The 23,959-nt window shown below is 65.3% G+C and carries 20 protein-coding genes; 12 read left to right on the top strand and 8 right to left on the bottom strand.

Going from position 1 to position 23,959, the window contains the following annotated elements; genetic code table 11:
* Positions 1-28: 28 nt before the first annotated feature.
* On the top strand, positions 29-2,569 hold the full coding sequence (locus ACP59X_RS01695; RefSeq protein ID WP_428564143.1) for an ABC transporter transmembrane domain-containing protein: 2,541 nt from the start codon (positions 29-31) through the stop codon (positions 2,567-2,569).
* Complete coding sequence (locus ACP59X_RS01690; RefSeq protein ID WP_428564140.1) at positions 2,535-3,059, top strand: cyclic nucleotide-binding domain-containing protein; 525 nt, start codon at positions 2,535-2,537, stop codon at positions 3,057-3,059. The genes ACP59X_RS01695 and ACP59X_RS01690 overlap by 35 nt, the downstream gene beginning before the upstream one ends.
* Here ACP59X_RS01690 and ACP59X_RS01685 read toward each other — a convergent pair.
* From ACP59X_RS01685 to ACP59X_RS01675, 3 genes are all read right to left on the bottom strand, one after another.
* Positions 3,056-3,910 carry a class I SAM-dependent methyltransferase gene (locus ACP59X_RS01685; RefSeq protein WP_428564137.1) on the bottom strand — a complete coding sequence of 285 codons (855 nt, stop codon included), beginning with the start codon at positions 3,908-3,910 and terminating at the stop codon, positions 3,056-3,058. The two genes, ACP59X_RS01690 and ACP59X_RS01685, sit on opposite strands and share 4 nt — an antisense overlap.
* A gap of 135 nt (positions 3,911-4,045) precedes the next feature.
* Positions 4,046-5,197, bottom strand: a complete 1,152-nt coding sequence (gene proB / locus ACP59X_RS01680) for a glutamate 5-kinase (protein WP_428564134.1) — start codon at positions 5,195-5,197, stop codon at positions 4,046-4,048.
* Positions 5,198-5,240: 43 nt separating this feature from the next.
* A complete protein-coding gene (locus ACP59X_RS01675; RefSeq protein WP_428564131.1) occupies positions 5,241-5,447 on the bottom strand; it encodes a hypothetical protein in 207 nt (68 codons plus the stop codon).
* Positions 5,448-5,587: 140 nt separating this feature from the next.
* Between ACP59X_RS01675 and ACP59X_RS01670 the strand changes: the two genes are divergently transcribed.
* The 3 genes from ACP59X_RS01670 (at position 5,588) to ACP59X_RS01660 (ending at position 7,601) form a co-directional block, all read left to right on the top strand.
* Positions 5,588-6,325: a 2-phosphosulfolactate phosphatase gene (locus tag ACP59X_RS01670; protein ID WP_428564129.1), complete on the top strand. Its 738-nt coding sequence runs from the start codon at positions 5,588-5,590 to the stop codon at positions 6,323-6,325.
* A gap of 70 nt (positions 6,326-6,395) precedes the next feature.
* Entirely contained in the window at positions 6,396-7,379 is a 984-nt protein-coding gene (locus ACP59X_RS01665; RefSeq protein ID WP_428564126.1) for an HD-GYP domain-containing protein, read from the top strand.
* Between the two features lie 9 nt (positions 7,380-7,388).
* Positions 7,389-7,601: a dual CXXC motif small (seleno)protein gene (locus ACP59X_RS01660; protein WP_428564123.1), complete on the top strand. Its 213-nt coding sequence runs from the start codon at positions 7,389-7,391 to the stop codon at positions 7,599-7,601.
* Positions 7,602-7,741: 140 nt separating this feature from the next.
* On the opposite strand, the gene ACP59X_RS01655 is transcribed toward ACP59X_RS01660, so the two are convergent.
* Together ACP59X_RS01655 and ACP59X_RS01650 are read right to left on the bottom strand one after the other, a co-directional pair.
* A complete protein-coding gene (locus ACP59X_RS01655) occupies positions 7,742-8,311 on the bottom strand; it encodes a type I restriction enzyme HsdR N-terminal domain-containing protein (protein WP_428564120.1) in 570 nt (189 codons plus the stop codon).
* A 56-nt stretch (positions 8,312-8,367) separates the two neighbouring features.
* Positions 8,368-10,092 (bottom strand): hypothetical protein, encoded by a 1,725-nt coding sequence (locus tag ACP59X_RS01650; protein ID WP_428564117.1) that lies wholly within the window; start codon positions 10,090-10,092, stop codon positions 8,368-8,370.
* Between the two features lie 396 nt (positions 10,093-10,488).
* On the opposite strand from ACP59X_RS01650, the gene ACP59X_RS01645 reads away from it, so the two are divergent.
* Positions 10,489-12,000 carry a dynamin family protein gene (locus tag ACP59X_RS01645; RefSeq protein ID WP_428564114.1) on the top strand — a complete coding sequence of 504 codons (1,512 nt, stop codon included), beginning with the start codon at positions 10,489-10,491 and terminating at the stop codon, positions 11,998-12,000.
* Positions 12,001-12,073: 73 nt separating this feature from the next.
* On the opposite strand, the gene ACP59X_RS01640 is transcribed toward ACP59X_RS01645, so the two are convergent.
* Positions 12,074-13,000, bottom strand: coding sequence for a S8 family peptidase (locus ACP59X_RS01640; protein WP_428564111.1), 927 nt, complete (start codon positions 12,998-13,000; stop codon positions 12,074-12,076).
* A 134-nt stretch (positions 13,001-13,134) separates the two neighbouring features.
* Between ACP59X_RS01640 and ACP59X_RS01635 the strand changes: the two genes are divergently transcribed.
* Positions 13,135-14,643, top strand: coding sequence for a hypothetical protein (locus ACP59X_RS01635; RefSeq protein ID WP_428564108.1), 1,509 nt, complete (start codon positions 13,135-13,137; stop codon positions 14,641-14,643).
* Between the two features lie 109 nt (positions 14,644-14,752).
* Positions 14,753-15,898 (top strand): pyridoxal phosphate-dependent aminotransferase, encoded by a 1,146-nt coding sequence (locus ACP59X_RS01630; RefSeq protein WP_428564105.1) that lies wholly within the window; start codon positions 14,753-14,755, stop codon positions 15,896-15,898.
* A 312-nt stretch (positions 15,899-16,210) separates the two neighbouring features.
* On the opposite strand, the gene rdgB is transcribed toward ACP59X_RS01630, so the two are convergent.
* Both rdgB and ACP59X_RS01620 read right to left on the bottom strand, forming a co-directional pair.
* Positions 16,211-16,852, bottom strand: a complete 642-nt coding sequence (gene rdgB, locus ACP59X_RS01625) for an RdgB/HAM1 family non-canonical purine NTP pyrophosphatase (RefSeq protein WP_428569782.1) — start codon at positions 16,850-16,852, stop codon at positions 16,211-16,213.
* Positions 16,852-18,333, bottom strand: coding sequence for a two-component system sensor histidine kinase NtrB (locus tag ACP59X_RS01620; protein WP_428564102.1), 1,482 nt, complete (start codon positions 18,331-18,333; stop codon positions 16,852-16,854). Before ACP59X_RS01620 ends, rdgB begins: the two co-directional genes overlap by 1 nt.
* Before the next feature lie 95 nt (positions 18,334-18,428).
* Here ACP59X_RS01620 and rimO point away from each other — a divergent pair, with 95 nt between their 5' ends.
* The 4 genes from rimO to ACP59X_RS01600 all read left to right on the top strand — a co-directional run bounded on the left by rimO (position 18,429) and on the right by ACP59X_RS01600 (position 23,580).
* A complete protein-coding gene (gene rimO, locus ACP59X_RS01615) occupies positions 18,429-19,727 on the top strand; it encodes a 30S ribosomal protein S12 methylthiotransferase RimO (RefSeq protein WP_428564099.1) in 1,299 nt (432 codons plus the stop codon).
* 96 nt (positions 19,728-19,823) lie between these two features.
* Positions 19,824-21,554 carry a 30S ribosomal protein S1 gene (locus ACP59X_RS01610; protein ID WP_428564096.1) on the top strand — a complete coding sequence of 577 codons (1,731 nt, stop codon included), beginning with the start codon at positions 19,824-19,826 and terminating at the stop codon, positions 21,552-21,554.
* Positions 21,541-22,476: a signal peptide peptidase SppA gene (gene sppA, locus ACP59X_RS01605; protein ID WP_428564093.1), complete on the top strand. Its 936-nt coding sequence runs from the start codon at positions 21,541-21,543 to the stop codon at positions 22,474-22,476. Before ACP59X_RS01610 ends, sppA begins: the two co-directional genes overlap by 14 nt.
* A gap of 231 nt (positions 22,477-22,707) precedes the next feature.
* The gene (locus ACP59X_RS01600) at positions 22,708-23,580 is read left to right on the top strand and encodes a fumarylacetoacetate hydrolase family protein (RefSeq protein ID WP_428564090.1); all 873 of its coding nucleotides are present in this window, start codon (positions 22,708-22,710) and stop codon (positions 23,578-23,580) included.
* Positions 23,581-23,959: the final 379 nt, after the last annotated feature.

Here is a 23,959-nt window from a genome sequence, read left to right as displayed (position 1 = left end):
ACACCTCACCCCAAAGGCGGTTCGGTTCATGAAGCTTCGCCCCGACATCCCGGACGTCCTCTACAAACGCACGCTTTTTTCCTGGGTGTGGACCAGCAACCTCAAGCTCCAGGGGCTGCTGTTGGCCATCATCGTCGTGACGGTGGCCGTGCGGGTGCTGCCGCTGGAGATGCAAAAAAAGATCATCAACCAGGCCATCGGGCTCAAGCGCCTGGATTTGCTGCTCATGTACTGCGGCTACTACCTGGCCTGCGTGGTGGCGGCCTCGGGGCTCAAGCTGGCCATAAACGCCCTGCAGAACTACATCGGCCAGGAGTCGCTCACCGACCTGCGCAAGAAGCTCTACGCCCACATCCTGACCCTGCCCATGTCCTTTTTCCGCAAGGCCTCGCCGGGCATGGTCGTGTCGTCGCTGATCGCCGAGGTGGCCAACACCGGCGAATTCGTGGGCCAGGCCGTGGCCGTGCCCGTGACCAACCTGCTGACCCTGCTGGCCTTCGCCGGCTACCTGTTCTACCTAAACCCCCTCATGGCGATCATCAGCATGGCGCTGTACCCCATCGCCATCCTGGTCATCCCGGCCCTGCAAAAACGGGCCAACGCCGCCAACAAGGAGCGGGTGGACACCGGGCGCAAACTGTCCACGCTCATCGGCGAAACCATCTCCGGCATCCACGAGATCCACGCCAACGCCAGCTTCCGCCTGGAAAACAAGCGTTTCGGCGCCTGGGCCGACAAGCTGTTCCGGGTGCGCGTTGTCTGGAACCTCTACAAGTTCGCCATCAAGGTCTCCAACAACTTCTTCCAGAACCTGGGGCCGTTCGTGCTGTTCCTCGTGGGCGGCTACCTGGCGATAAACGGCCGCTTCGACCTGGGCGCCCTGGTGGCCTTCCTCTCGGCCAACGAGAAGCTCTACGACCCCTGGAAGGAGTTGATGGACTTCTACCAGACCTGGCAGGACGCCTCGGTCAGCTACGGCCGGATCATGGAGTATTTCCAGGGCGACCCCGAGTTCCGGGAAGAGCCCGAGGAGCGCCGGCCGCCCGTGGCCCTGGACGGCAGCGTAACGGCCAAGGACCTGGTGCTGGAGGTGCCGGGCGGCATTCAGCTGCTCAAGGGCGTCTCCGTGGACTTCAATCCCGGCGAACTGGTGGCCCTGGTGGGCTTTTCCGGCTCGGGCAAGTCCACCCTGGCCCTGTGCCTGTGCCAGATCCTCAAGTACACCGCCGGCACGGCCACGCTCTCGGGAATGGACATCGACGCCATGCCCAAGTCCGACATCGCGGACAACGTCGGCGTGGTCTCCCAGCATCCCTTCATCTTCGAGGGCTCCATCAAGGACAACCTGCTCTATTCCATCAACGCCCGGCGCGAGGCCCATGGCGCAAGCGGCGAGGACGGGATGCCGAGCCTGGACGAGATCATCGCCGTGGTGCAGCAGGTGGGGCTTTTCGCCGACATCCTGCGGTTCGCCCTCAATTCCGTCTTCAAGGAGGGAAAAAAGGAGCACCTGGTCAAGAAGGTGGTGCGGGTCCGCGAGGCCTACCTGGCCGGGCACGGCGAATCGTTGGCCGAGTACGTGGAGTTTTTCGACCCCACCCGCTACCTGTACTACAGTTCCGTGGCCGAGAACCTCATTTTCGGCACGCCCACCCGGGCCGACCTGGCCCCGGAGAACCTGACGGCCAACGCCTTCTTCATCAACTTCCTCCACGAGGCCGGCCTCAAGATGCTGCTGGTGCAGACCGGCGCCGAACTGGCCACCCGCACGGTGGACATCCTCAAGGACGTGCCCTCCCTGGACCCCATCTTCTTCGAGCAAACACCGATACTGACGGATGAATTCGAAACCTACCGCGATCTGGCCGCACGGCTTGGCCGGGTGCGGCTGCACAAACTCTCGGCCGAGGACGAACAGCTGCTTTTGACCCTGGCCCTGCGCTTCACCCCGGGCACCCACGGCATCGTGACCCTCTCGCCCATTCTGGAGGGGCTGCTGCTCTCGGGCCGGGCCATGTTCGCCGACCGGGTGGCCACGGACATGCCGGGCGCGGTGACGTTTTTCCGGCGCGACGACTACCTGTATTCCATGACCGTCATGGACAACATTCTGTTTGGCCGCGTGAAGACCACCAGCCCCAAGGTGCTGGACCAGATCCAGAAGACCATCGTCAGCCTGCTTATCGAGGAGGACATGCTGGAGCGCATCCTGGAGATCGGGCTGGAGTTCCAGGTGGGGTCCAGCGGCGACCGGCTCTCGGGCGGCCAGCGCCAGAAGGTGGCCCTGGCCCGGGCCTTCCTCAAGGAACCGCCCATCCTCATCCTGGACGAGGCCACGGCCGCCCTGGACAACGCCTCCCAGGCGCGCATCCAGAACCTGCTGGAATCCAAGTGGAAGGGCAGCTCCACGGTCATCGCCGTGGTGCACCGGCTGGACACCATCAAGAACTACGACAAGGTTGCCGTCATGAAGGCCGGCCGCATCGTCGAGGCCGGTTCCTATGCGGCGCTTATGGAAAAAAAGGGGATGCTCTATGAGCTTGTCCACGGATCGGCCGCTCGGGCTTAAGGGCTGCGGCTTCAACGACTGTCTGGACATTTTGCGCGAACTGCCGATTTTCAGCGGCGTCCCCCTGGACGTGATCAAGGTGCTGGCCTACCTGTCGGGCCGGGAATCCTTCGTGGCGGGCGAGACGCTGTGCGAGCAGGGCGAGCCGCTGGACCGGTGCTTCTACGTGCTTTCCGGCGAACTGGAGATGTCGCGCCAGGTGGGGGATTGCCCGGTGGTGCTGCCGCGCCGGGGGCAGGGCTCGTTTTTCGGCGGCCTGGGCCTTTTGGCGCCGGCCAAGGCCCTGTTCGCCGTCAAGGCGGTCGCGGACGCGGAGTGCCTGGTGCTGACCAAGGAGAAGTTCCAGAAGACGGCCGAGCGCTTCCCGGAGATCTGGCCGAAGGTCCTCGGCAACGTGGTGGACCACGTCTTCCGCTGGGAAGAAACGTTTCTGGCCGCCCACGCCGAGGAATGCGCCACCAGCGGGGAAATGGGGCTGAGCCTGTTCTAGGCCGCCGCGCCCGGCTTTTGCGTCACGAAGACCACCGAGTTGTACCGCAAAAAGCTCGCCTTTTCCCCGGCCTTGTAGGCCGCCTCGTACAGGGCGTGGACGTCGCCCTCGATGATGCCCGGCATCTCCGACGGCTTGTAGAAGGCCACGTGTACGGCCACGATGGTCGGCTGGCCGCGGGCCGTGAGCAGCCTGCGCAGGTCGTCGCCGAAATCCGTAACCACCAGCGACCCACCCTGGCGCACCGGATCGCCGTGGTGCACCGGCGGCAGCACGTCCTGCCGCGTGCCGCCCGAATAGCGCACGCGCGTCGTGGTCGCATGCCCCTCGTGCATGGGCACGGTGAAGACATGGCGCCCACCCGGGGCCAGCACCCGCCAGATTTCGTCGAAGGCCTGCCAGGGATCGGCCACGTGCTCGAAAACATCCTGGGTGACCACCAGGTCGAAGGCGGCGTCGGCAAAGCTCAGGCGCTCCAGGTCCTCGCAGCGAAGCCCGGCCTGGGTGCAGGCGCCCGGCGCGGCCAGTTCCGGCACGTATTCCGAGCAGACGTAACGCGGCAGGCAGCGCAGCCGGTCGTGGAGCGGCCCGGCGGCTTGCGCCTCGAACACCCGCCAGTCGGCCATGGCCGGCAGGGCCTCGGGCAGCGTCCGGCACTCGGGGCCGGCGGCCAGATGGGCCAGCACCCGGGCCAGGTCGCGGCTGCGCCGGCTGGCCTTGCACGACGAGCAGCGCGTCTCGCGCAGGCTATGCCCGGGCCGTATGGGCGCGAACACGGCCGTCTGGCCGCACACCCGGCAAACCCCGTCGTCCTCGAACACGTCCCAACCCCTGCACTTGGCTTCGTCCATCGTCAGCCTCCCTGGCCTTGACTGCCCTCACATACCTCTTTCCCGCCGAGGGGGTCCGGGGGGAATCATTCCCCCCGGCGGGTCCAGGGCAGCGCCCTGGTCGGGAGGGCTCGGGAGGGGCGACGCCCCTCCCGATCATATCGCCGCGTCGAGGAGCAGGTTGTCGCGGTGCACGGCCTCGGCATAGGTGGCCTCGCCGAGGACTTGGGCGATGCGCGAGCTTTTAAGCCCCATGATCTTGCGCAGGTCGCCGGCGGCGTAGTTGGACAGCCCCACCCCCAGGCTCTCGCCCCCGACCGTGGCCAGGCGCACCATGGCCCCCACGGCGAAATCGCCGGCCACGTCCACGATGCCGGCCGGCAGCAGGCTCCTGCCCTTCTCGCGCAGCGCCCGCACCGCCCCGTCGTCGATGCACAGCGTGCCCTGCGGTTCGTGGTGGTAGGCCAGCCAGAACTTGCGCCGGGGAATGGGCTTGCAGCCGGCGAACACGAAGGTGCCGACGTTTTCTCCGGAAAGCGCCCGGGTCAGCGCCCCGGGCTCGCGGCCGGCCAGGATCAGCGTGGGCACGCCGAGCTGGGCCACGCGCCTGGCGGCCAGGAGCTTGGAATACATGCCGCCAGTGCCCAGCGTCGTTTTCGCGCCGCACATGGCGTCGAGGTCGAGCCCGGCGATGTCCTCGATGACCTCCATGGGGGCGGCGCCGGGGTGGTCGTCGGGGTTTTCGGCGAAAACGCCCCGGGCCGAGGTCAGGTTGACGAACAGTTCCGCCCCGATGGCCCCGACGAGCAGGCCACCCAGGCAGTCGTTGTCGCCGTAGACCAGCTCCGAGACGGCCACCGAATCGTTCTCGTTGACCACGGGCACGGCCCCGAGGTCAAAAAGCGTGGCCAGGGTGTTGCGCAAATTGAGGTAGCGCTCGCGGTTGTCCAGGTCGTCGCGGGTTAAAAGCACCTGGGCGGCGATGCGGCCGTGGCGGGCGAATTCCTGGTCATAGGCGTGCATGAGCCGGCTTTGGCCGATGGCCGAGGCGGCCTGGCGGTGAGGCAGCAGGCTGCGGTCGTACTTTTCGCCCAGCACCTCGCGGCCGGCGGCCACGGCGCCGCTGGACACCAGCAGCACCTGCCGGCCGGCGGCCACCAGCCCGGCGATCTGCTCGGACAGCCCGGCCACCACGGCCCCGTCCACGCCCTTGGGGCCGGCCAGCACGGCGCTGCCGACCTTGACCACGATGCGCCTGGCATCGGACATGACCTGCCGGCGCCGCTGGCGCCAGTCACACTCGGCCATGAGGCCTCCTCGAAAAACGGTGTTCGGTTACGCGGCTGCGGGGCTAGGCCGTTTCGTCGGCAATGCCGCCCCGGGGGTTTTCCGGCGTCGCCCCGGCCACCCCGGCGGTCATGGCGCCCTCCCGGCCGGCGAAGGCGCCATCGGCCCGGGCGGCATCGGCCGCCGCCCCGTCCCGGGCCTTGTCGAGCCAGGGCACGTATTCGGGGATGACGGGCAAAAGGGGTGGCAAGGCATCGGTTTTGGCGGCCATGGCGGCTCCCGGCGGCGTATGGCCGCCCGCTTTCCATACGACCTGGGGCCGCTCCTGGCAAGACGCGGCCATCCTCCTTGAAACCCACGCTTTTCAAAGCCGCCCACCGCTGCTATGGCTGTGGCAGGGAGGGAGTTGCCGTGCGCATCCGGATGTTAGAGCTTTTAAGCGGCGCGGCCGCGGCCAGCGGCACGGCCGTGGTCATCGACGTGTTCCGGGCCTGTTCCCTGGCCTGCTATGCCTTTGCCGGCGGCGTTTCCCGCATACTGCCCGTGGACACGGTGGAGGAGGCCTTTGCCCTGCGCCAGGCCCATCCCGGCTCCCGCATCGCCGGCGAGCGGGAATGCCTCAAGGTATCGGGCTTCGACTACGGCAACTCGCCCAGCGAAATCATGGCCGCCGACCTGGCCGGCCGGACGCTTGTCCACTGCACCTCGGCCGGCACGCGCGGGCTTTTCGCGGCCATGGGCACGGCCGACCGGGTGCTGACCTGCTCGTTTCCCAATATCGCGGCCACGGCCCGGGCCATCCTGGCCGCCGAACCGGAGACCGTGTCCATCGTGGCCATGGGCAAGGCCGGCATCGCCCATGCCCCGGAGGACAAGCTGTGCGCCATGTACCTGGCCAACCTGCTCCAGGGCGTGCCCAACGCCTTCGAGGCCATCCCGAAGTTTCTGCGCCAGGCACCCACGGCCGCCATCTTCTTCGGCGAAACCCGCATCGTGCCCGAGGAGGACTTCGATCTGTGCCTGGCCCTGGACGCCTTCGACTTCTCCCTGGAAGCCGAACGGCTGCCGGACGGCCAGACGGCCCTTATCCGCAAGGCGCCCCCCGAGGGGGATACCGCCCCCGCGCCGCAGCAAGCCTCAAGTTTGTAGGAATCCGACCGAAACCGATGGTATCACGAGGTTTCGACCGGGGCATCACCGGCGCGGGGGAGTTTTGGCAATGAAAGGCAAGGCGATGGCGACCATGCGGGAAGAAATGTTTTTTGCGGTCTCGCCCCTGATGATCTTTCCCCAGACCCTGGGGAAATTCCGGGTCTATATCCGCCAGGCCGGCAATTTCGTGCTCTACGCCGCGGAAAACGAACAGTTCAGCCCGCGCCACCGGCAAAAGCTCCACGACGCCGGCGTGACCGAGGTCTACATCCGGGCCGAGCAGCGGCCGGACTACGACCGCTACATCGAAAAGCACCTGCCGCAGATCTTAAACGACAGCGGCATTCCCGTGGAGGAGCGGGCCAAGGTCCTCTACACCGCTGCCGATGCCGTGGTGCGCGACGTCTTCGACACGCGCCTGCCCAAGGGCCTGGGCAAGCGCGAATACGCCCGCGTCGCCGGCCTGGTGGAAAAAAGCCTCAACTTCCTGGCCATGGACGAATCGCTCAAGCGCATCGCCGCCCTGGCCTCCCACGACTACAGCGTCCACACCCACAACGTGCACGTGTTCGTCTTCACCTCGGCCATCCTCAACACCATGAAGGCCGACGAATACACGCAAGTCCAGGCCGGCATCGGGGCGCTTTTGCACGATATCGGCAAGACCCACATCCCGGGCGAGATCCTGTCCAAGCCCGGCCCCCTGACCCCGAACGAACGCCAGGTCATCAACACCCATCCGGCCAAGGGCATGGCCCTGTGCCAGGAAGTGCCGCTGACCCAGACCGCCGCCCACTGCATCCTCATGCACCACGAGCGCATGGACGGCGCCGGCTATCCCGGGGGACTCACGGGAGAACTCATCCCGCCCTATGTCCGTGCCCTGGCCGTGGCCGACATCTACGACGCCCTGACCACCAACCGGGCCTACGCCGAGGCCATGCCGCCGTTTATGGCCCTGCGGCTGATGCGCGACGAGATGATGGACGCCATCGACCCGGATGCCTTCAAGCGCCTGGTCATGATCCTCAGCGGCGCCAACATGGTGTAAGGAGTTTCCATGGCTTTTTTTTCCCGCGTCCGTTTCACCCCGGCCACGGCCAAGGCCGCCTGCCCCCAGTGCGGCCAGCGCCTGACCTACGAGCGCTCCTGCCTGCGCATTATGCTCACCTGCCACGCCTGCGGCCGGGAGTTCGACCCGGCCCGCTTCGTGGACGAACTCGACGACGACTTCGACGAGGCCTACGCCAACGTGCCGTTGGACCGCATGTAAGAGGAAGAGAAGACAAGAGAAGATTGGGGCGCTGCCCCAAGCCCCGCCGGGGGGCATGATGCCCCCCGGTCCCCCTCGAAGGGGGGATGGGGGAAGAGTGGCACGGTGGGGTTGGGCGGAGCGCCTCCGGCCGGTGGCTTCTACGATTGGGCCTTGGGGCGGCAGGCGCCCTGGCAGCAGCCGCCGGAGAGGAATTCGCTGTAGGCAAACAGGATGCGCCGCTCGCGGGCAAGCGCCTCCTCGGGCAGGTCCGGCACCGGCGCGCCCAGGCCCATGGCGGCCTCCCAGCCGGGCACGGCCCGCATGCCCCGGCCGAGTTCGCGGCCCGTGGCCGCTTCGAGCAGCACGGCGTCGCGGGTGTCGGTGACCAGCACCAGGGGCACCCCGCCCGGCTGCCCCTCGGCCCGGTAGACTCGGGCGGCGGCCAGGGCCTCGCGCACGTAGGAACCCGGCTCACCCGAGCAGAAGATCACGAACAGCAGCGTCCGCCCCTGGGCGTCCGCGGCGGCCAAGTCGATCATGCGCGTGTACTGCGCCCCGTCCACCGGAAAGCAGACCCCGACCTTGGCTGTGAGCCGCTCCCGGGGATAGCCTTTTTCCTCCACCAACATCCTGGCCAGGGCCTGGCGGAACTCCTCGTAGGAGGTCTCGGCGATTTCCTCGCCGGTCAGGTAGTCGCGGATGACGTTACCCAGCGATTCCTCATGCATGGCGGACTCCTTGCCAGGGGGTGACGGCTGGCGGCCCCGGGCGCCCGGGAACGAACCTACACGTGAAAAAGGGACCCATGGCCGGCCGGCGACGGCCTCGGGCGCCTGCGGGCAAACCAGCCCACGGCGGCCGTGAGGGCGGCGAAGGCGGCCAGGGCGGCGACACCGAGCGGCCCCCGGTGGCTGTCGTCGGCGACGATGACCACTGGGCGCGCGGCGGCCGTGGTCTCCACAATAGTCCCCTCCCCCGCCCCGTCGTCAACCGGCCTGGCCCCGAGGAAGCGGTACTGGCCGGCTGCGTCCCGGGGCAGCCAGGGCAGGCGGATGCGATCGCCGGCCGCGCCCGGCGGGGTGACGACGATCCGGTTGGGCGTGACGGTGATGGGCAGGCGGGTGTCCCCCGACAGGGCGACGATCCGGTCGCCGAAAAATTCCTCAAGGGAAAAATCCCCGTAGAAATTGGGGTTTTCCGTCAGATACGGCATCAGTTCGCGGTTGCGGCCCCAAAACGTCAGGCAGGTCAGGGCGATCAGGCCGTAGAGCAGCCCCAGCCGGACCCGTCCGGCCAGGCCCGCCGGCCAGGCGCCAAGGCGGTCCACAATAAAGAAGACCGCGAATTGGTAGGCGATGAACAGAAAGCGGAAGGGGTAGATTTCCGAGGACGGCAGGCGCAAGGCCAGACACAGCTCCCGCCAGACCGTGCCCCAGCCCAGGACCAGAAACACCAGGGCCGCCAGCAGGCAGGCCGCGTCCGGCACGGGCATGCCCGGCGCCGGCCGGCGGCGCCGGAGGGCGGCCCACAAAAAGCCGCCGGCCAGCACGGCCAGCAGGGCCAGGAAGGCCGGCCCGACCAGCAGCGAGCCGTCGTAGAAGGCCACGTTGTGGTGGGAATAGGTCTCCGGGAAGAGGAACATGGGGAAGACGTCGTCGGTGAGCAGCCCCCACAGGTCCGAAAACGAAGCATACCCCCCGCCCGGGATGCGCTGCCAGGCACCGTAGACCTTGCGCACGGCATAGGCCTTGGGCGCGACCAGCACGGCCGTGGCCAGGGCGAAAAAGGCCCCCCGCCACAGCAACGCCAGGCGGCGGCGCAGCAGGGCGTCGAAGGCCAGGTACAGGCCCACGGCCATGAAAAGCCACACGAACAAATGCAGCGCCCCCTGGTAGAAGATCAAGGCGGCCAGCAGGCTGGCCCCGGCCCATTCCAGGGGACGAAACTCCCGTGCGGCCATGAGGGCGACGAGGCCCGGGACTAGGCACAGGCTCACTTGGGGCGAGTAGCCGATGGCCAGGTGCTGCACCAGCCAGGGGTTGCCCAGAAAAAGGACAAGCAACACCAGGGCCTGGCCCAGGCCGAAGCCGCACCGCCGGGCCAGGACGCGCACGCCCCAGGCCCCGGCCAGGAGGTGCAGGCCGAAGAACGCCTTCAGAAAGGCCATAAACGGCAAGACATAGGCCAAGGGCAACAGCGGCGAGATGCTTACCACTTCGGGATTGGACCAGTAGGACAGGTTTTGCAGGGTGGAAAACCAGGTGATGGCCTCGGGGATGGCCAGAAACGACACGGGCAATTGGCCGAAGCTGCGCAGGCTGTCGTAGAGGAAGGCGAAATAGAAGAGGTCCTTGCCCCAGTCGAGGATGCCGACGCGGTCGGAGAGGATAAACTCGCCGTAAAAAAGGAGCAGCGCCGCCAGGGCCACGCCCCAATAGACGACGGCCTCCCGGCGCAAGCGTCCGCCGACGGGGCGGGGGGAAGGGTTGGCGGCATCGCCTGGCGGCATGGTGGTCCTTGGCGGCCCGGCCGCCGGGTTTGGGCGGCAGCTGTGCCGCGTTACGGTGGCACGACCGCCGCGTTTGCGTGGCTTCCCTGCCGCGTTGCGGCGGCACATCCGCCGGGTCTGGGCGCCATCCGCGCCGGGTAAAGGCGTCTTCTCCGCCCCATTGGGGCGGGCTGTTCACCCAATTTGGCCGGAATGTCCGCCGGGACCAGGCGGCCTCCGCGCCGCGCCTGGCCGGCATGCCCGCCGGCTCGCCAGGGGATAGCGGCTAGGCCGGGGCCGGGGCAAGGGGTTTGGCCCGGCAAAAATCGCTCCAACCGGGCGCCGGCCGGGCCGGCCGTCTCGACGAAGCTCGAATTATTGGATAGATAGGGCCATTCTTGACCGGCGGGGGGGCGCATGGAAGACGGCAGACTGAGCGACAGGCTGGCCAGCCTGAAGGAACACCTGCAACTGGAAAATCCGCTCCTGGTGGAAGCGGTGGGCAGCTTCGGCAAGCTGGACAAGGTCTGCCGGGGCCTGGGGCTTTTGCGCAACGACCAATCCACCATTTCCCAGATCGCCTGGTGGCCGCTTATCTCCATCCTGGGGCCTTTTTCCGCCGGCAAATCCACCTTCATCAATTACTATCTGGGCACCCCGGTGCAGCAGACCGGCTCCCACGCCGTGGACGACAAGTTCACGGTCATCTGTTTCAACGCCGCCGGCGAATCCCGGGTGCTGCCCGGCACGGCGCTCAACGCCGACCTGCGCTTTCCCTTCTACAAGATGAGCGAGGAACTGGAAAAGGTCGAACCCGGCGAGGGCGGGCGCATCGATTCCTACATCCGCCTCAAGACCAGCCCCAGCGACAAGCTGCGCGGGCTGATCCTCATCGACTCCCCGGGCTTCGACGCCGACGCCCAGCGCACCTCGACGCTGCGCATCACCAACTACATCATGGACCTCTCGGACCTGGTGCTGGTGCTGTTCGACGCCCGCCGGCCCGAACCCGGGGCCATGCGCGACACGCTGACCCACCTGGTCGCCGCCACCATCAACCGCCGCGACTCCAACAAATTCGTCTACATCCTCAACCAGATGGACATCGCCGCCCGGGAGGACAATCCCGAGGAGGTGGTGGGCGCCTGGCAGCGGGCCTTGGCCCAGCAGGGGCTCACGGCCGGCAAGTTCTACCGCATCTATTCGCCCTCGGCCGCCCTGCCCATCGCCGACGAATCCCTGCGCCAGCGCTTCGAGGCCAAACGCGACGCGGACATGGCCGCCATCCACAACCGCATGAACCAGGTGCGGGTGGAGCGGGCCTATCGCATCGTCGGGGAGCTGGAGAAGCTGGCCCGCGAGGTGGAGGACGTGCGCGTGCCCGAGGTGCGGGGGATGCTGTCGCGCTGGCGCACGGGCACGTTTCGCCGCGACGCCGTGCTGTTCGGGCTGCTGGGGCTCATCCTGGCCGCCTGCTACATCCTGACCGGGCATCCGTTCACCAACGGGTTGCTGCCCCAGTGGCTGGAGTGGGTGTTCGCCGAGTCCTGGCGCACGATTCCCTTTCTGGTGCTGTGCGCCGGGGGCGGCCTGTGGCTGCACTTTTTGGCCCGCAAGTGGTCGGCTGCGGCCGTGGCCCGGGTGGTGGAGCGGGCCTATCCCCACGGCCCGATCCGCGAGGGGTTGCTGAGTGCCCTGGCCAAAAACACTTCGGCCTGGCGCTCGGTCTTCTGTTCCGAGCCGGCCGGCTGGGGCCAGAAATACCGCAGGATCCTGTCGTCGGTCATCGCCGACAGCGAGAAATTCATCCAGACCTTAAACGACCGCTACGCCCACCCGTCGGGGGTCTGGCAGCAGCAGCCGGCGCCGGAGCAGCCCCGGGAACCGGCCCCGGAAGCTGCTCCCGGGCCGGGCAAGGCCTGCGACTGACCGCAGGTAGGCTTCCACAGCCCGGGAACCTTTCCGCTTCGGGTGCGCGGCCTTGCACCCCGGCCCTTTGGTTTTATGCTTTCGCCCCATCGGGATTGATGACCCTAAATCCCGTATAGTTGACCGACTCCGCCGTTTTGATTGGCGTCGCCGATGCCAAGAGATGCTCACGCAGTTGCGCCGGCGTGTCACACGGTGTCGTGCTCACGGGCTTATAATCCCGATGCCTGGCCAAGACGAGGGCCGCGATCCCGGTCACAAAGGGGCAGGCCATGGATGTCCCTGAAAGCTTGGCATAGATGCCGAGAGGAAAGGTGGAATAGATCTCCTCCCCCGGGGCCAACAGATCGAGCCGGTTGCCAACGGAACTGGTCGGGCTGAGCTTTCTGTTGCGATCGACGGACCCCACGCACAAAACGCCTCGGTACTTGGCGGGATAACAGATAAAATCCTGATAATTCCCTTCATTGCCCGCGGCGGCCACAATGGCGACGTTGGCTTCCACAGCCCGTTCGACCGCTTCCTCCAAGGCGTCCGAACCATCATACAGCGCCAGGCTGATGTTGATGATATCGACGCCCTTTTCCACACACCAATCGATGGCTTCGGCGATGACGTCGGCATCGAGGTCTTCCTCGCAGTCCAGCACCTTGGCGATATACAGCTTCGACCTCGGGGCGACGCCGATGATGCCCTGATTGTTGTCCCGCGCCGCGATGATGCCGCAGACGTGGGTGCCGTGCCCGATATGGTCCCATGCCTCTGCACCGTCGCGCACGCCGAACGTCCGCGAATCCGCGATGGCCCCGACCAAGTCCGTGTGCTTGAGGTCGGCGCCGGTATCGATCACCCCGATTTTGATGCCTTCGCCCCGGGTCATGCTCCACAGCCCCGGCACGCCCAAGGCCTCGAGGCCCCAATCGACGACCTCGTTGGCGGGCACAGCAGCGACAGGATTTTTCACTAATTTACGGAGAGTAGCGCTGCAGTCTTTTGTCATAACGTCTTCCTCATGAAATGATTAAAAGAAAGCATTACAGTAAACCTTTCCCCATTCGAAGGATTGCGTATTTACTATTTTCTATGTACGATGCTATCAACATTGTCAACCAATTTATCGGAACGGAGACTGGCATGCGAAAATCAACTTGCCTTTTCATTCTTCTTGCCTTTGTGAGCGGGTGTGGGCCCATCGTCAAAACCGTGCCTCTCAGCAAGGCGATAAGCCAGGGTAAAGACAACGGGGTGCCCACGACATATGGAGGGCTCCCGTATTTTCTCCCCAAAACCGTTTTCCATATCGTCAGCAAACCTCTCGATGACACGAATGCTAATGGCAACCAAACAACAGATACATCAAAGAAACAAGCTGTAGCTTCGAAAACCGCAAAATCAAAATCTAAAAAATCGGGATCTGGCCAGGATGAATCGGAGAATGCCGCAGCCGCGAAACCCTCAACCAAAAAACCGGACAAAGCAACAGACAATCCAGAAGCTTCTGCTCCCACCACACCTGAAAATAAAGATGACGATACGGAGAAAAAACAAGTCGCCGCTGTCTCGGCCAGTCATGACATAGAATTTTCCTACTACAACAGTGAGTTAGGAAAACAATGCCAGTTCACCCTGGACCTCGTGACGGTTCCAGACCCTAACTACATGTTTTTTCTCCGCTTAACGCCACATCCGGCCTCGGAAGACACGTTAACGATAGCGGTCAAGGACGGGTTCCTGTCGACAGTCACCACCTCGACAAAGGACGAATCCGCCGAGATTATCAAAAAATCCGTTGAGATCGTAAAACAGGCGGTGCTGCTCGGCGCCGGTGTTCCCGGACCGGCCTCCGTCGGTGGCCCCGCGGCTGCGAAGGGTACAACCCTCGCCGCCACGCTGGACCTCCTGGTGGAACCGGCGGATCTCATGGACTCTGACTTTGCTAAGAGGTTACCCTCAGAAATCTCCCTTTCCCTCGCCAAATTGGGGAACCCGCCTGCGAAACCCGCAGGCGATTCCGATTCCAACACCCCACCCGAAAACAGTGGCATATGCTACAGGGCAGCACTCCCCTACAAACTCGAAGTACAAGTTCGTGAAGTCATCCCAAGCGACAGAAATATAAGCAGCAATACCGCCAGCGCACAAAACAAGAAAAATAAGAAAGGCAAAATTGAAAAAACAGCTCATGCTGCGCTCAAAGGCAAGACAGATGCGAAAGTTGACAACAAAGAAAGCACCCCTCCCTCTCCGAAGAAATCATTCAGTTTCAACATACAGCGATATGTCATGATGCCAAACGACTCCCCTGTATTCACATTCGACATTGAAAGGGCAGCTTTTGTCAAAAACACTTACGATTTAAAACTGAACGACGGATTTTTAACCAGCGTCAACATGACCAAACCCAGTCAAGTCCTGGCTGGCCTCAGCCTTCCCCTCGACATCATCAAAAGCATCGCTTCCATCCCCACCGAAATCATACAGCTTAAGTTCAACTACAGCTCAAAGCAGGAAGCCCTCCTCGAACTGCAGCAAAAACGGTTTGAAACGCTCCAGGCTTTCAACCAAGCCATACTCGCCATGTACCAGGAGAATGCAACCAACACGCAGGCCATCATAGAAAAAGTCAACAGCATGAAGCAGTAAATGATCTGACCGGCGGCCGGGGGTTGCGCCCATCCCCGGCCGCCTTGCCCCGGGCCGGGCGATGCGCTACACCCGACTTTCCCCGCAATCCCAACAGGAAAGACGCGCCATGAACCCCGCCTGCAAGGACATTACCTCGTTTCTCGTCATGGACATCCTGGAACGCGCCCAGGCCATCGAAGCTCAAGGGCACCGCGTCATCCACCTGGAAATCGGCGAGCCCGACTTCGATACGCCCGCATGCGTCAAGGACGCGGCCCAGAAAGCCGTGGCCGACGGCCGCACCCACTACACCCACAGCCTGGGCATCCTCGAATTGCGCCAGGCCATCTGCCGGTTGTTCGCCGACGAATACGGCGTAACCATCACCCCGGACCGCATCCTGGTCACGGGCGGCACCTCGCCGGCCATGCTGCTGGCCTTCGGCGTGCTGGCCCGGCCCGGCGCCCACATCCTGCTGACCGACCCGGCCTATGCCTGCTATCCCAATTTCCTGCGCTTCACCGGGCTGATCCCCCACTACGTGCCCGTGGCCGAGGAGGACGGCTTCCAGTTCACGCCGCGCTCCATCATGGACAACGTGGACGGCATGACGGCCGGCATCCTGCTCAATTCACCGGCCAACCCCACCGGCACCCTCACCCCGGACGAAACCTACGAGGCGGCCTGCGCCACGGGAGTGCCGGTCATTTCCGACGAAATCTACCACGGCCTGACCTATGGCGGCCGGGCGCGCTGCGCCCTGGAATTTTCCGACGACGCCTGGGTGTTAAACGGCTTTTCCAAGCGCTTCGCCATGACCGGGCTGCGGCTGGGCTATCTGGTCGCGCCCAAACCGATGATGGGAATCCTGCAGAAGCTGCAGCAGAACCTTTTCATCTGCGCCTCGTCCGTGGCCCAGTGGGCGGGCGTGGCGGCGCTGTCCAAGGACGGCCTGGCGGCGGCCGAGGCCATGCGGCAAACCTACGACACCCGGCGCAAGGCGCTGCTGGCCGGGCTGACGAAACTGGGACTGGCGCCGCGCACCGAGCCCACGGGCGCGTTTTACGTGTTCGTGCGGGCCGACCACCTGCACCCCAATTCCCTGGCCCTGGCCTACGACATCCTGGAGAAGGCCCACGTGGGCGTCACCCCGGGCATCGACTTCGGCCCGGGCGGCGAAGGGCATCTGCGCTTTTCCTACGCCAACTCCCTGGAGAACATCGAGGAAGGCCTCGACCGCCTGGGCCGCTACATCGCCACGCACTGCGGCTAGCCGCCTTTTTCTCGACGCCAGCCAAACCCGGGGGACTCCCGGCCGTTGCGAACACCCCCAACAAGCCCGCCTCTCCCCCCGCGGCGCTTCGCCGCTGGCGCCTGTGGAGCCGGGAATGGGCTTGGCGTGCCGGCCGGCCTTGCGGCCGGTGTCGCCGGGGCCATTCCCGGCTCCACCACGGCCGAGGCCCCGCCGTCCCCCGTTCCCGACCGCGTTTCCGCTCGCCCCGTCGGGGAGGTCCAGGAGGGGATCATCCCCTCCTGGCCGCCGGAGGCATCTTCCCCTTCCCTTTCACCTTCACCTTTTCCTTCCCTACCGCTCTCCCGCTTCCACCCCATCCCAGAACCCCGGCCAAGCCGCGACCAGCTTGGCCAAGGCCTGGCCGCGATGGCTGCGGGCGTTTTTTTCTTCGGGCGAAAGCTCGGCCGCCGTTTTGCCGGCCGTGGGGTCGAAAAACAGCGGATCGTAGCCGAAACCGCCCTCGCCTGCCGGCGTCAAGGCCACCCGGCCTTCCCAGGCGCCTTCCGTGGCCAGTTCCCGGCCGTCGGGACAGGCGGCCACCACCACGGACACGAACCGGCAGGTCCGGTCGGCCTGGCGCACATGGGCCAGGGCGGCCAGAAGCTTGGCGTTGTTGGCCTCGTCCGTGGCGCCCTCCCCGGAAAATCGGGCCGAAGAGACGCCCGGCGCGCCGGACAGCGCGTCCACGCACAGGCCCGAATCGTCGGCCAGGCTGACCAGCCCCGTGGCCGCGCACACGGCCCGGGCCTTGATACGGGCGTTTTCCAGAAACGTTTCGCCGGTCTCGGGAATGTCCCCGATGCCGGGATAGGCATCGAGGCCGAGCACGCCCACGCCGAGCGGCGCGAGCAGCGCCTGCAATTCCCTGACCTTGCCGGCGTTGCGGGTGGCCAGCACCACCCGGTCCGGCCCGGTCCCTTGTCGGTGATCCATCATGTCTCCTCTTCGATCAATTCCAGGGAGGACGGCAGCAGCAGCCTGACCGTGGCCCCTTCGCCGGGCCGGCTGGCCAGTTCCACCGTACCGCCCAGGTCTTCCAGGATCTTTTTCGTCATGGCCAGGCCCAAGCCGGCCCGTTTGTCCCGGGTGGTGAAAAACGGGTTGAAGACATTGGGCAGCACCTCGGCCGGGATGCCCGGCCCGTCGTCGCGCACGGACAGATAGGCCCGCCCGTCTTCCAGGCCCGTGGCCACCACGACATGGCCGCCCTCCGGCATGGCTTCCATGGCGTTTTTGAGGCAATTGATCAGGCATTGGGTCAGCGTCTCGGGATCGCCTCGGGCCATGGGCGTTTCGGGGGAAATGTCCAGGGTCACGGCGATGCCTTGGCCTTCCAGGGCGTGGCGCATCAGCGCCGTGGTGCGCCGGGCCACTTCGCCAAGGTCGACCTCGCCGGGATTGGAGGTGGTCGGCCGGGAAAAATTGATGATGTCCTTGAGGATGTCATCGAGCCGCTTGGATTCCTTGAGAATGATCGAGGCCTTCTCCCGGCTGGCCTCGCCCAGGTCCTTGGCCCGCAGCAGGGCGTTGGCGAAGCCGGCGATGGCAAACAGGGGATTGCGGATCTCGTGGGAAATAAACATGGACAACTCGCCGATGGCGGCCAGGCGCTCGGATTTCTGCAACCGGCGTTCGAGGAACACGTCCTGGGTGATGTCGCGGCGCACCACGGCCACATGGTCCAGAAGGCCCTCCTGGCCGGGCACCGGGTAGAAGGCGGTGCGGAAATAGCGCAACCGGCCCCGACCGTCGAGGCGCGAGCTTTGGCGGCGGGCCTTGTGCCCCCCGTCCAGGGCCTGGCGCACCGACGGCCGGCCGTCCACGCCCGGTGCATCGAGGTCCGGGAAATCCGGAAAAACCTCACTCGCCGCCAGGCCGGCCAGGGCTTCGCGGGGCTGGCCCAGCCGCGCCGCGAGCTTGGCGTTGGCATCGAGGACGCGGCCGCCTGGCCCAAGCAGGGCGATCTCATCGTCCAGGCGGTCGAGCACGCCGGACAAAAGCCGCCTGGCCCGGGCCAGGTCCGGCCGGCAGGCGGCCGGGCAGGCGGCCCGCACCAGCATGCCCCAAAAAACGCGCGCCTCGCCCGCTGCGAAAAGCCGCCATCCCCCCGGCAAAGGGCACGGCAAAACAGCCCCCGGCGTCATGACGAGCACCAGCCCGGCCTCGCCGCCGGCCAGCATCCCGGCCGGGTCGTCGTGCCAGTCGATGCCCAGTTGCCGGGCTTCGCTGGCGGCCAGGCCGCTATGTGCCGGTGTTTGCGCTTCATCGAGGGGCGCGGCGGCCAGACTCGCCCCGGCCAGGGAGCCGCCCCGGGCCGGGGCGCCGGCCTGGCGAATCTGTTCGAAACAATCGAGGAGCGCGTGGCCGTCGCCGAAAAGACACAGGCGGGTCGGCAGGTCGCGGTCGTGGTCCATGGCCCCTCCGGGCCGGCCCAGGCCGGCGGTTTTGCCATTACTGCCCGGGCATGGTAGCCCGGGGCGAGATTGCCCGCAAGGATGGACGACGATTGATGACCAAGACCTACCGGGTGCACGCCATAAGCCTTGGCTGCCCCAAAAACCGCGTGGACACCGAAGTCGCCCTGGGCGGCCTGCCCTTTGCCCACGTCATGGTGGATGACCCGGCTGCGGCCGACCTGGTGGTCATCAACACCTGTTCGTTTATCACCCCGGCCGTGGAAGAGTCCCTGGCCGTGATCCTGCAAACGGCCGAAACCCTGCGCGGGCTTTCCCCGCGGCCCAAGCTCGCCGTCATGGGCTGCCTGCCGGCCCGTTTCGGCGACGACCTGAAAAAAGGCCTGCCCGAGGTCGACGTCTGGGGCCTGCCCACGGGGCTCGACATCCTCCCCGGCCGGCTGGCCGAGGCCCTGGGCGCGGCCGCCGATGCGCCCACGGGCCGCCGCGCCAGCACGCCGCCATCGTATGCCTACCTCAAGATCGCCGAGGGCTGCGACCACGCCTGCCGCTACTGCACCATCCCGTCCATTCGCGGCAAGCTCGTCAGCCGCGCCCCGGACGGGCTCGTGGACGAGGCCCGCCGGCTTCTCGATGGCGGCGCCTCGGAACTGGTGGTCGTGGCCCAGGACGTCACGGCCTACGGTCGCGACCTGGGCCTGGCCGACGGCCTCAAGCGGCTGCTCGACAGGCTTTTTCCCTTGTCCGGCCTCAAATGGCTGCGCCTGCTCTACCTTTACCCTTCGGGCGTGACCGACTCCCTGCTGTCCTTTCTGGCCGAAGCGGGGAAGCCTTTCGTGCCGTATTTCGACATCCCCTTCCAGCACGTGCATCCGGACATGCTCGCGGCCATGGCCCGGCCCAAGGCAGCCGACGCGGATACCATCGTCGCGCGGGTGCGCGGCCATTTTCCGGATGCGGCCCTGCGCTCCACCTTCATCGTGGGCCTTCCCGGCGAGACCAAGGCCCATTTCCAGGCCGTGCTCGATTTCGTGGGCCGCACCCGGCTGCACCATGTGGGCGTTTTCCCCTACCACCGCGAGGACGGCACCCCGGCCGCGACCATGCCGGGCCAGGTGCGCCGCGACGTCAAGGAGCGCCGCGTGGCGGCGGTCATGGCCGCCCAACGGGAAGTCAGCGCCGACATCCTGGACGGCTACGTCGGCACGGAGCAGGACATACTCGTGGACGCGCCCCACGGCGAATGGCCAGGGCTGCATGTGGGGCGCTCGTGGTTCCAGGCGCCGGAGATCGACGGCGTCACCTACGTCAGCGGGCCGGGTGTGACACCCGGGGCCATGGTGACGGCGACCATCGAGGAATCGAAAGACTATGATTTGGTGGCCTTGGCCTAGACTCTTGGAGCCGCCCTTTTTAGTTGTGCCCTGGCTGGCTTTTTGCTACGACCAAAAATCCTTTTCACAGGGACAGATCGCGTTGGAGGTCAACTCATGGACAAAACCACGGAAATGAAAAACAACCCTAACTCGGAGATGGAAGTCAACTTCGAAGCGGCGCTGGAAAACTACCTCAACGAGGATTTCGGCGACCTGGAAGAAGGTTCCATCACCCAGGGTATCGTGGTCCGCATCGGCAAGGAACACGTCCTGGTGGACGTCAACTTCAAGTCCGAGGGCCAGATTCCCATCGCCGAATTCCAGGACGCCGGCGGCGAACTGGAAGTGGCCGTCGGCGACCAGATCGACGTGTACGTCGTCTCCAAGAACGAATCCGAAGGCACCATCCACTTGTCCCGCGAACGGGCCAAGCGCATGCAGCTTTTTGATAAGCTCGAGGAAATCCAGGAGAAAGATGACGTCATCTCCGGGCGGATCGTGCGCCGCATCAAGGGCGGCTACACGGTGGACCTGGGTGGCGTCGAAGCCTTCCTGCCCGGCTCCCACGTCGACCTGCGGCCCGTGCCTGACATGGACGCCCTGGTCGGCCAGGAGTTCGAATTCCGCGTGCTCAAAATCAACCGCCGCCGCAGCAACGTCATCGTTTCGCGGCGCGTGCTCCTCGAGGAACGGCGCGACTCCATGCGCAAGGATCTCCTCAAGACCCTCGAGGAAGGCCAGACCGTCACCGGCCGGGTGAAAAACATCACCGAGTACGGCGTGTTCGTCGACCTCGGCGGCCTCGATGGCCTGATGCACATCACCGACATGTCCTGGAAGCGCATCAAGCATCCCAAGGAACTGGTGCACCTGGGCGACGAGCTGGAACTGAAGGTGCTGTCCTTCGATCAGGAGAAGCAGAAAGTTTCGCTCGGCATGAAGCAGCTGGTCTCCGATCCCTGGGAGAACATCGCTGGCAAGTACCCCGAGGGCACCCGCCTGTCCGGCAAGGTGACCAACCTCGTGGACTACGGCGCCTTCGTCGAGCTCGAGGCCGGCGTCGAGGGCCTGGTCCACATCTCCGAGATGTCCTGGACCCGCAAGCTGCGCCACCCGAGCCAGATGGTGCACGTGGGCGACGAGGTCGAGGTGGTGGTGCTGTCCGTGGACCCGGACAAGAAGCGCATTTCGCTGGGCATGAAGCAGGTGCGCCCCAACCCCTGGGATATCGTGGCCGAGAAGTACCCCGAGGGCACCATCCTTGAGGGCTCGGTGAAAAACATCACCGAATTCGGCATCTTCATCGGTATCGAGGACGGCATCGACGGCCTGATCCACGTTTCGGACATCTCCTGGACCAAGAAGGTCCGCCATCCGGGCGAGATGTTCAAAAGCGGCGACATCGTCATGGCCAAGGTCCTGACCGTGGACAAGGAAAACGAGAAGTTCACCCTCGGCATCAAGCAGCTGTCCGAAGACCCCTGGACCCGCGTGCCCGATACCTACCCTGTCGGCACCATGGTCAAGGGCACGGTGACCAACATCACCGACTTCGGCCTGTTCGTCGAGGTTGAGGAAGGCATCGAAGGCCTGGTCCACGTCTCGGAAATCAGCCGCAAGAAGGTCAAGACCCCGGCCGAGCTGTACAAGGAAGGGGACGAGATCGAAGCCAAGGTCATCCACGTCAGCGCCGACGAGCGCCGCCTGGGCCTTTCCATCAAGTCCATCAAGGACGAGGAGGAAAAGCGCAAGTCCAAGGAATTCCGCACCGCCGGGCCTTCGGACACGGGCAGCAACCTCGGCGAACTGCTGCGCCAGAAGTTGGAAGAGGATGCCCAGCGCTAACGATTGCTTTGCCTCACGACGCCCGGGGCTGTTCGGGCTTGTCATAGCCGTGGCGGCCGTGATCCTGGTTATTGGGATCACGGCCGCTTTCGGCCTTGGCGGCGGCGACGAGGGCGAACGGGTTTTCGGCAAGGCCCAGGCTCGCCTGGGGCTGGTGCGCATCGAGGGAACCATTGCCGACGCCGAAAAGATCGTGGAATTCCTCCGCAAACTGCGCGAGGACGACTCGGTCAAGGGTGTCGTCTTGCGCATCAATTCGCCTGGCGGCGCCTTTGGCCCGTCCCAGGAGATCTACATGGCCGTCAAGAAGCTTGAGGCGCGCAAGCCCGTGATCGCTTCCTTCTCGGCCGTTGCCGCCTCCGGCGGCTATTACGCCGCCTGTCCGGCCGAGCGTATCTTCTCCAATCCCGGCACCATCACCGGCAGCATCGGCGTCATGACCCAACTGGCCAACGTGGCCGACCTGATGCAAAAGCTCGGGGTCAGCTTCGAATCCCTGACCACGGGCAAGCTCAAGGATGCCGGCAGCCCGTTTAGGCCCCTGTCCGCCGAGCAGCGCGCCTACCTGGAAAACCTGATCAAGGACCTCAACAAGCAGTTTTCCGGCGACGTGGCCAAGGAACGCAAGCTTACGCCCGATGCCATCGCGGCCATTGCCGACGGCCGGGCCATGACCGGCGCCCGGGCCATGGAACTGGGGCTGGTGGACGAACTGGGCGGCCAGGAAGACGCTGTGGACTACCTGAAGAAACTGGTCGACCTGACCGGCGATGTGCCCCTTTACAAAGGCCCCAAAAAGAAATCCGGCCTGTCCGAGCTTTTTTCCTCCGATTCCCGCACCATGGTCGATGTGAAAGGTGCTGTTCTCTCCTGGCTGCTCTCCGGCCTCGTCTCCGGTAGCGAAGTGCCGCAAACGCCCTAGCTGCCTTTTCCTCCCTTTTGACGTTTTCGCCTCCTCCGGTGTGTACGAGAAAGCGCCTTTCCCGAAGCCGGCCATCTCTTTTTCGAGTATCACCCACGGGCAGGTGCATTGCGCGGCCCACCCTCTTTTCCTTTTGCCCTCTACCGCCCCCCGTGTGTTGTTTCCAGCGGAAACGGTCTTGACGATCTCCATTGTCCGCCACTACTGTATGCTTACCATAAAGGAGGTCGCATGCGCCTTGTCACCTTCCTCCACGCCTCCGGTCCGCGCCTGGGCGTGCGCCTGGGCGATGTCCTTGTCGACTTGTCCCTGGCCGCTCCCGATCTCCCTGCGGATATGAAAACGCTTTTGTCCCTGGGGGATGCCGGGCTCCAGGCCGCCCGGGATGCGGCCCAGGCGGCCGGCCCCGAGGCCCAATGCCGCTTTTCCTCGGTCCGCTTGCTGCCCCCTGTCCCCAACCCGGACAAGATCCTCTGCGTGGGCCTCAACTACGTGGACCACGCCATCGAGGTCGATCCGCGCATGCTGCCCGAGCATCCCGTGTTTTTCGGGCGCTACGCCGCCACGCTCATCGCCCACGACCAGCCGCTTATCCGGCCCGTGGTTTCCCAAAAGCTCGACTACGAAGGCGAGGTGGCCGTGGTCATCGGCATTGGCGGCCGCAACATTCCGCGCGATTGCGCCCTGGCCAGCGTGGCCGGCTTTGCCCTGTTCAACGAGGGCACCATCCGCGACTACCAGTTTCGAGGCAGTCAGTGGTTTCTGGGCAAGAATTTCGAAGGGACCGGCGCCTTTGGGCCGGAGCTGTGCACCATCGACGAATTGCCCCCAGGCGGCAAGGGGCTGCGCCTGACCACGGCGGTCAACGGCGAAATCATGCAGGAAGCTTGTACCTCGGATATGCTTTTCGGCATCGATGCCCTTATTGCCACGGCTTCCGAAGCCATGACCCTGGTACCCGGGGACGTGATCGTCACCGGCACCCCCTCCGGCGTCGGTTTCGCCCGCATACCGCCGCGTTTTTTGCGCCCCGGGGACATGGTGGAAGTGGAACTGGAAGGGTACGGCATCTTGCGCAATCCGGTCATCGACGCCGCGTCATGACACATTCGCCGCTCGGCCACGAAGCTGCTTAAACTCGTCTCCCGTTGCCGTGGCTCCTGGCCATTGGGCCGGCGGCAAACGAGCCTTTCGGCACAAAACCGAAGAGCGACAAGGTCCGTGCCTCTTCACCATTGGACCGGCGAGGCCAGTGGTATCTGCATCCATCCGACTACGTTGTGCAGGTCGGCTGACCTCCCGGACGCATGCCTTTGCCGGGCATCGCTCCTTCGCCTCCCTGGCGTCACCAAGGACGAAGGATGCTCCCTTGGCTACCTGACTTTGGTACGCATGCCGCCGCTCATGAGGACGCGCTGGCATTGACCACAAAAAAAAGCCTCCCCCGTTGCCGGAGGAGGCTTGGCATTACCGTGTGGCACGC

Origin of the sequence: Solidesulfovibrio sp. DCME, assembly GCF_049995385.1 — a bacterium.
In the GTDB taxonomy this organism is placed as follows: Bacteria; Desulfobacterota; Desulfovibrionia; order Desulfovibrionales; family Desulfovibrionaceae; genus Solidesulfovibrio.
This window is presented reverse-complemented; position numbering and strand designations above follow the sequence as displayed.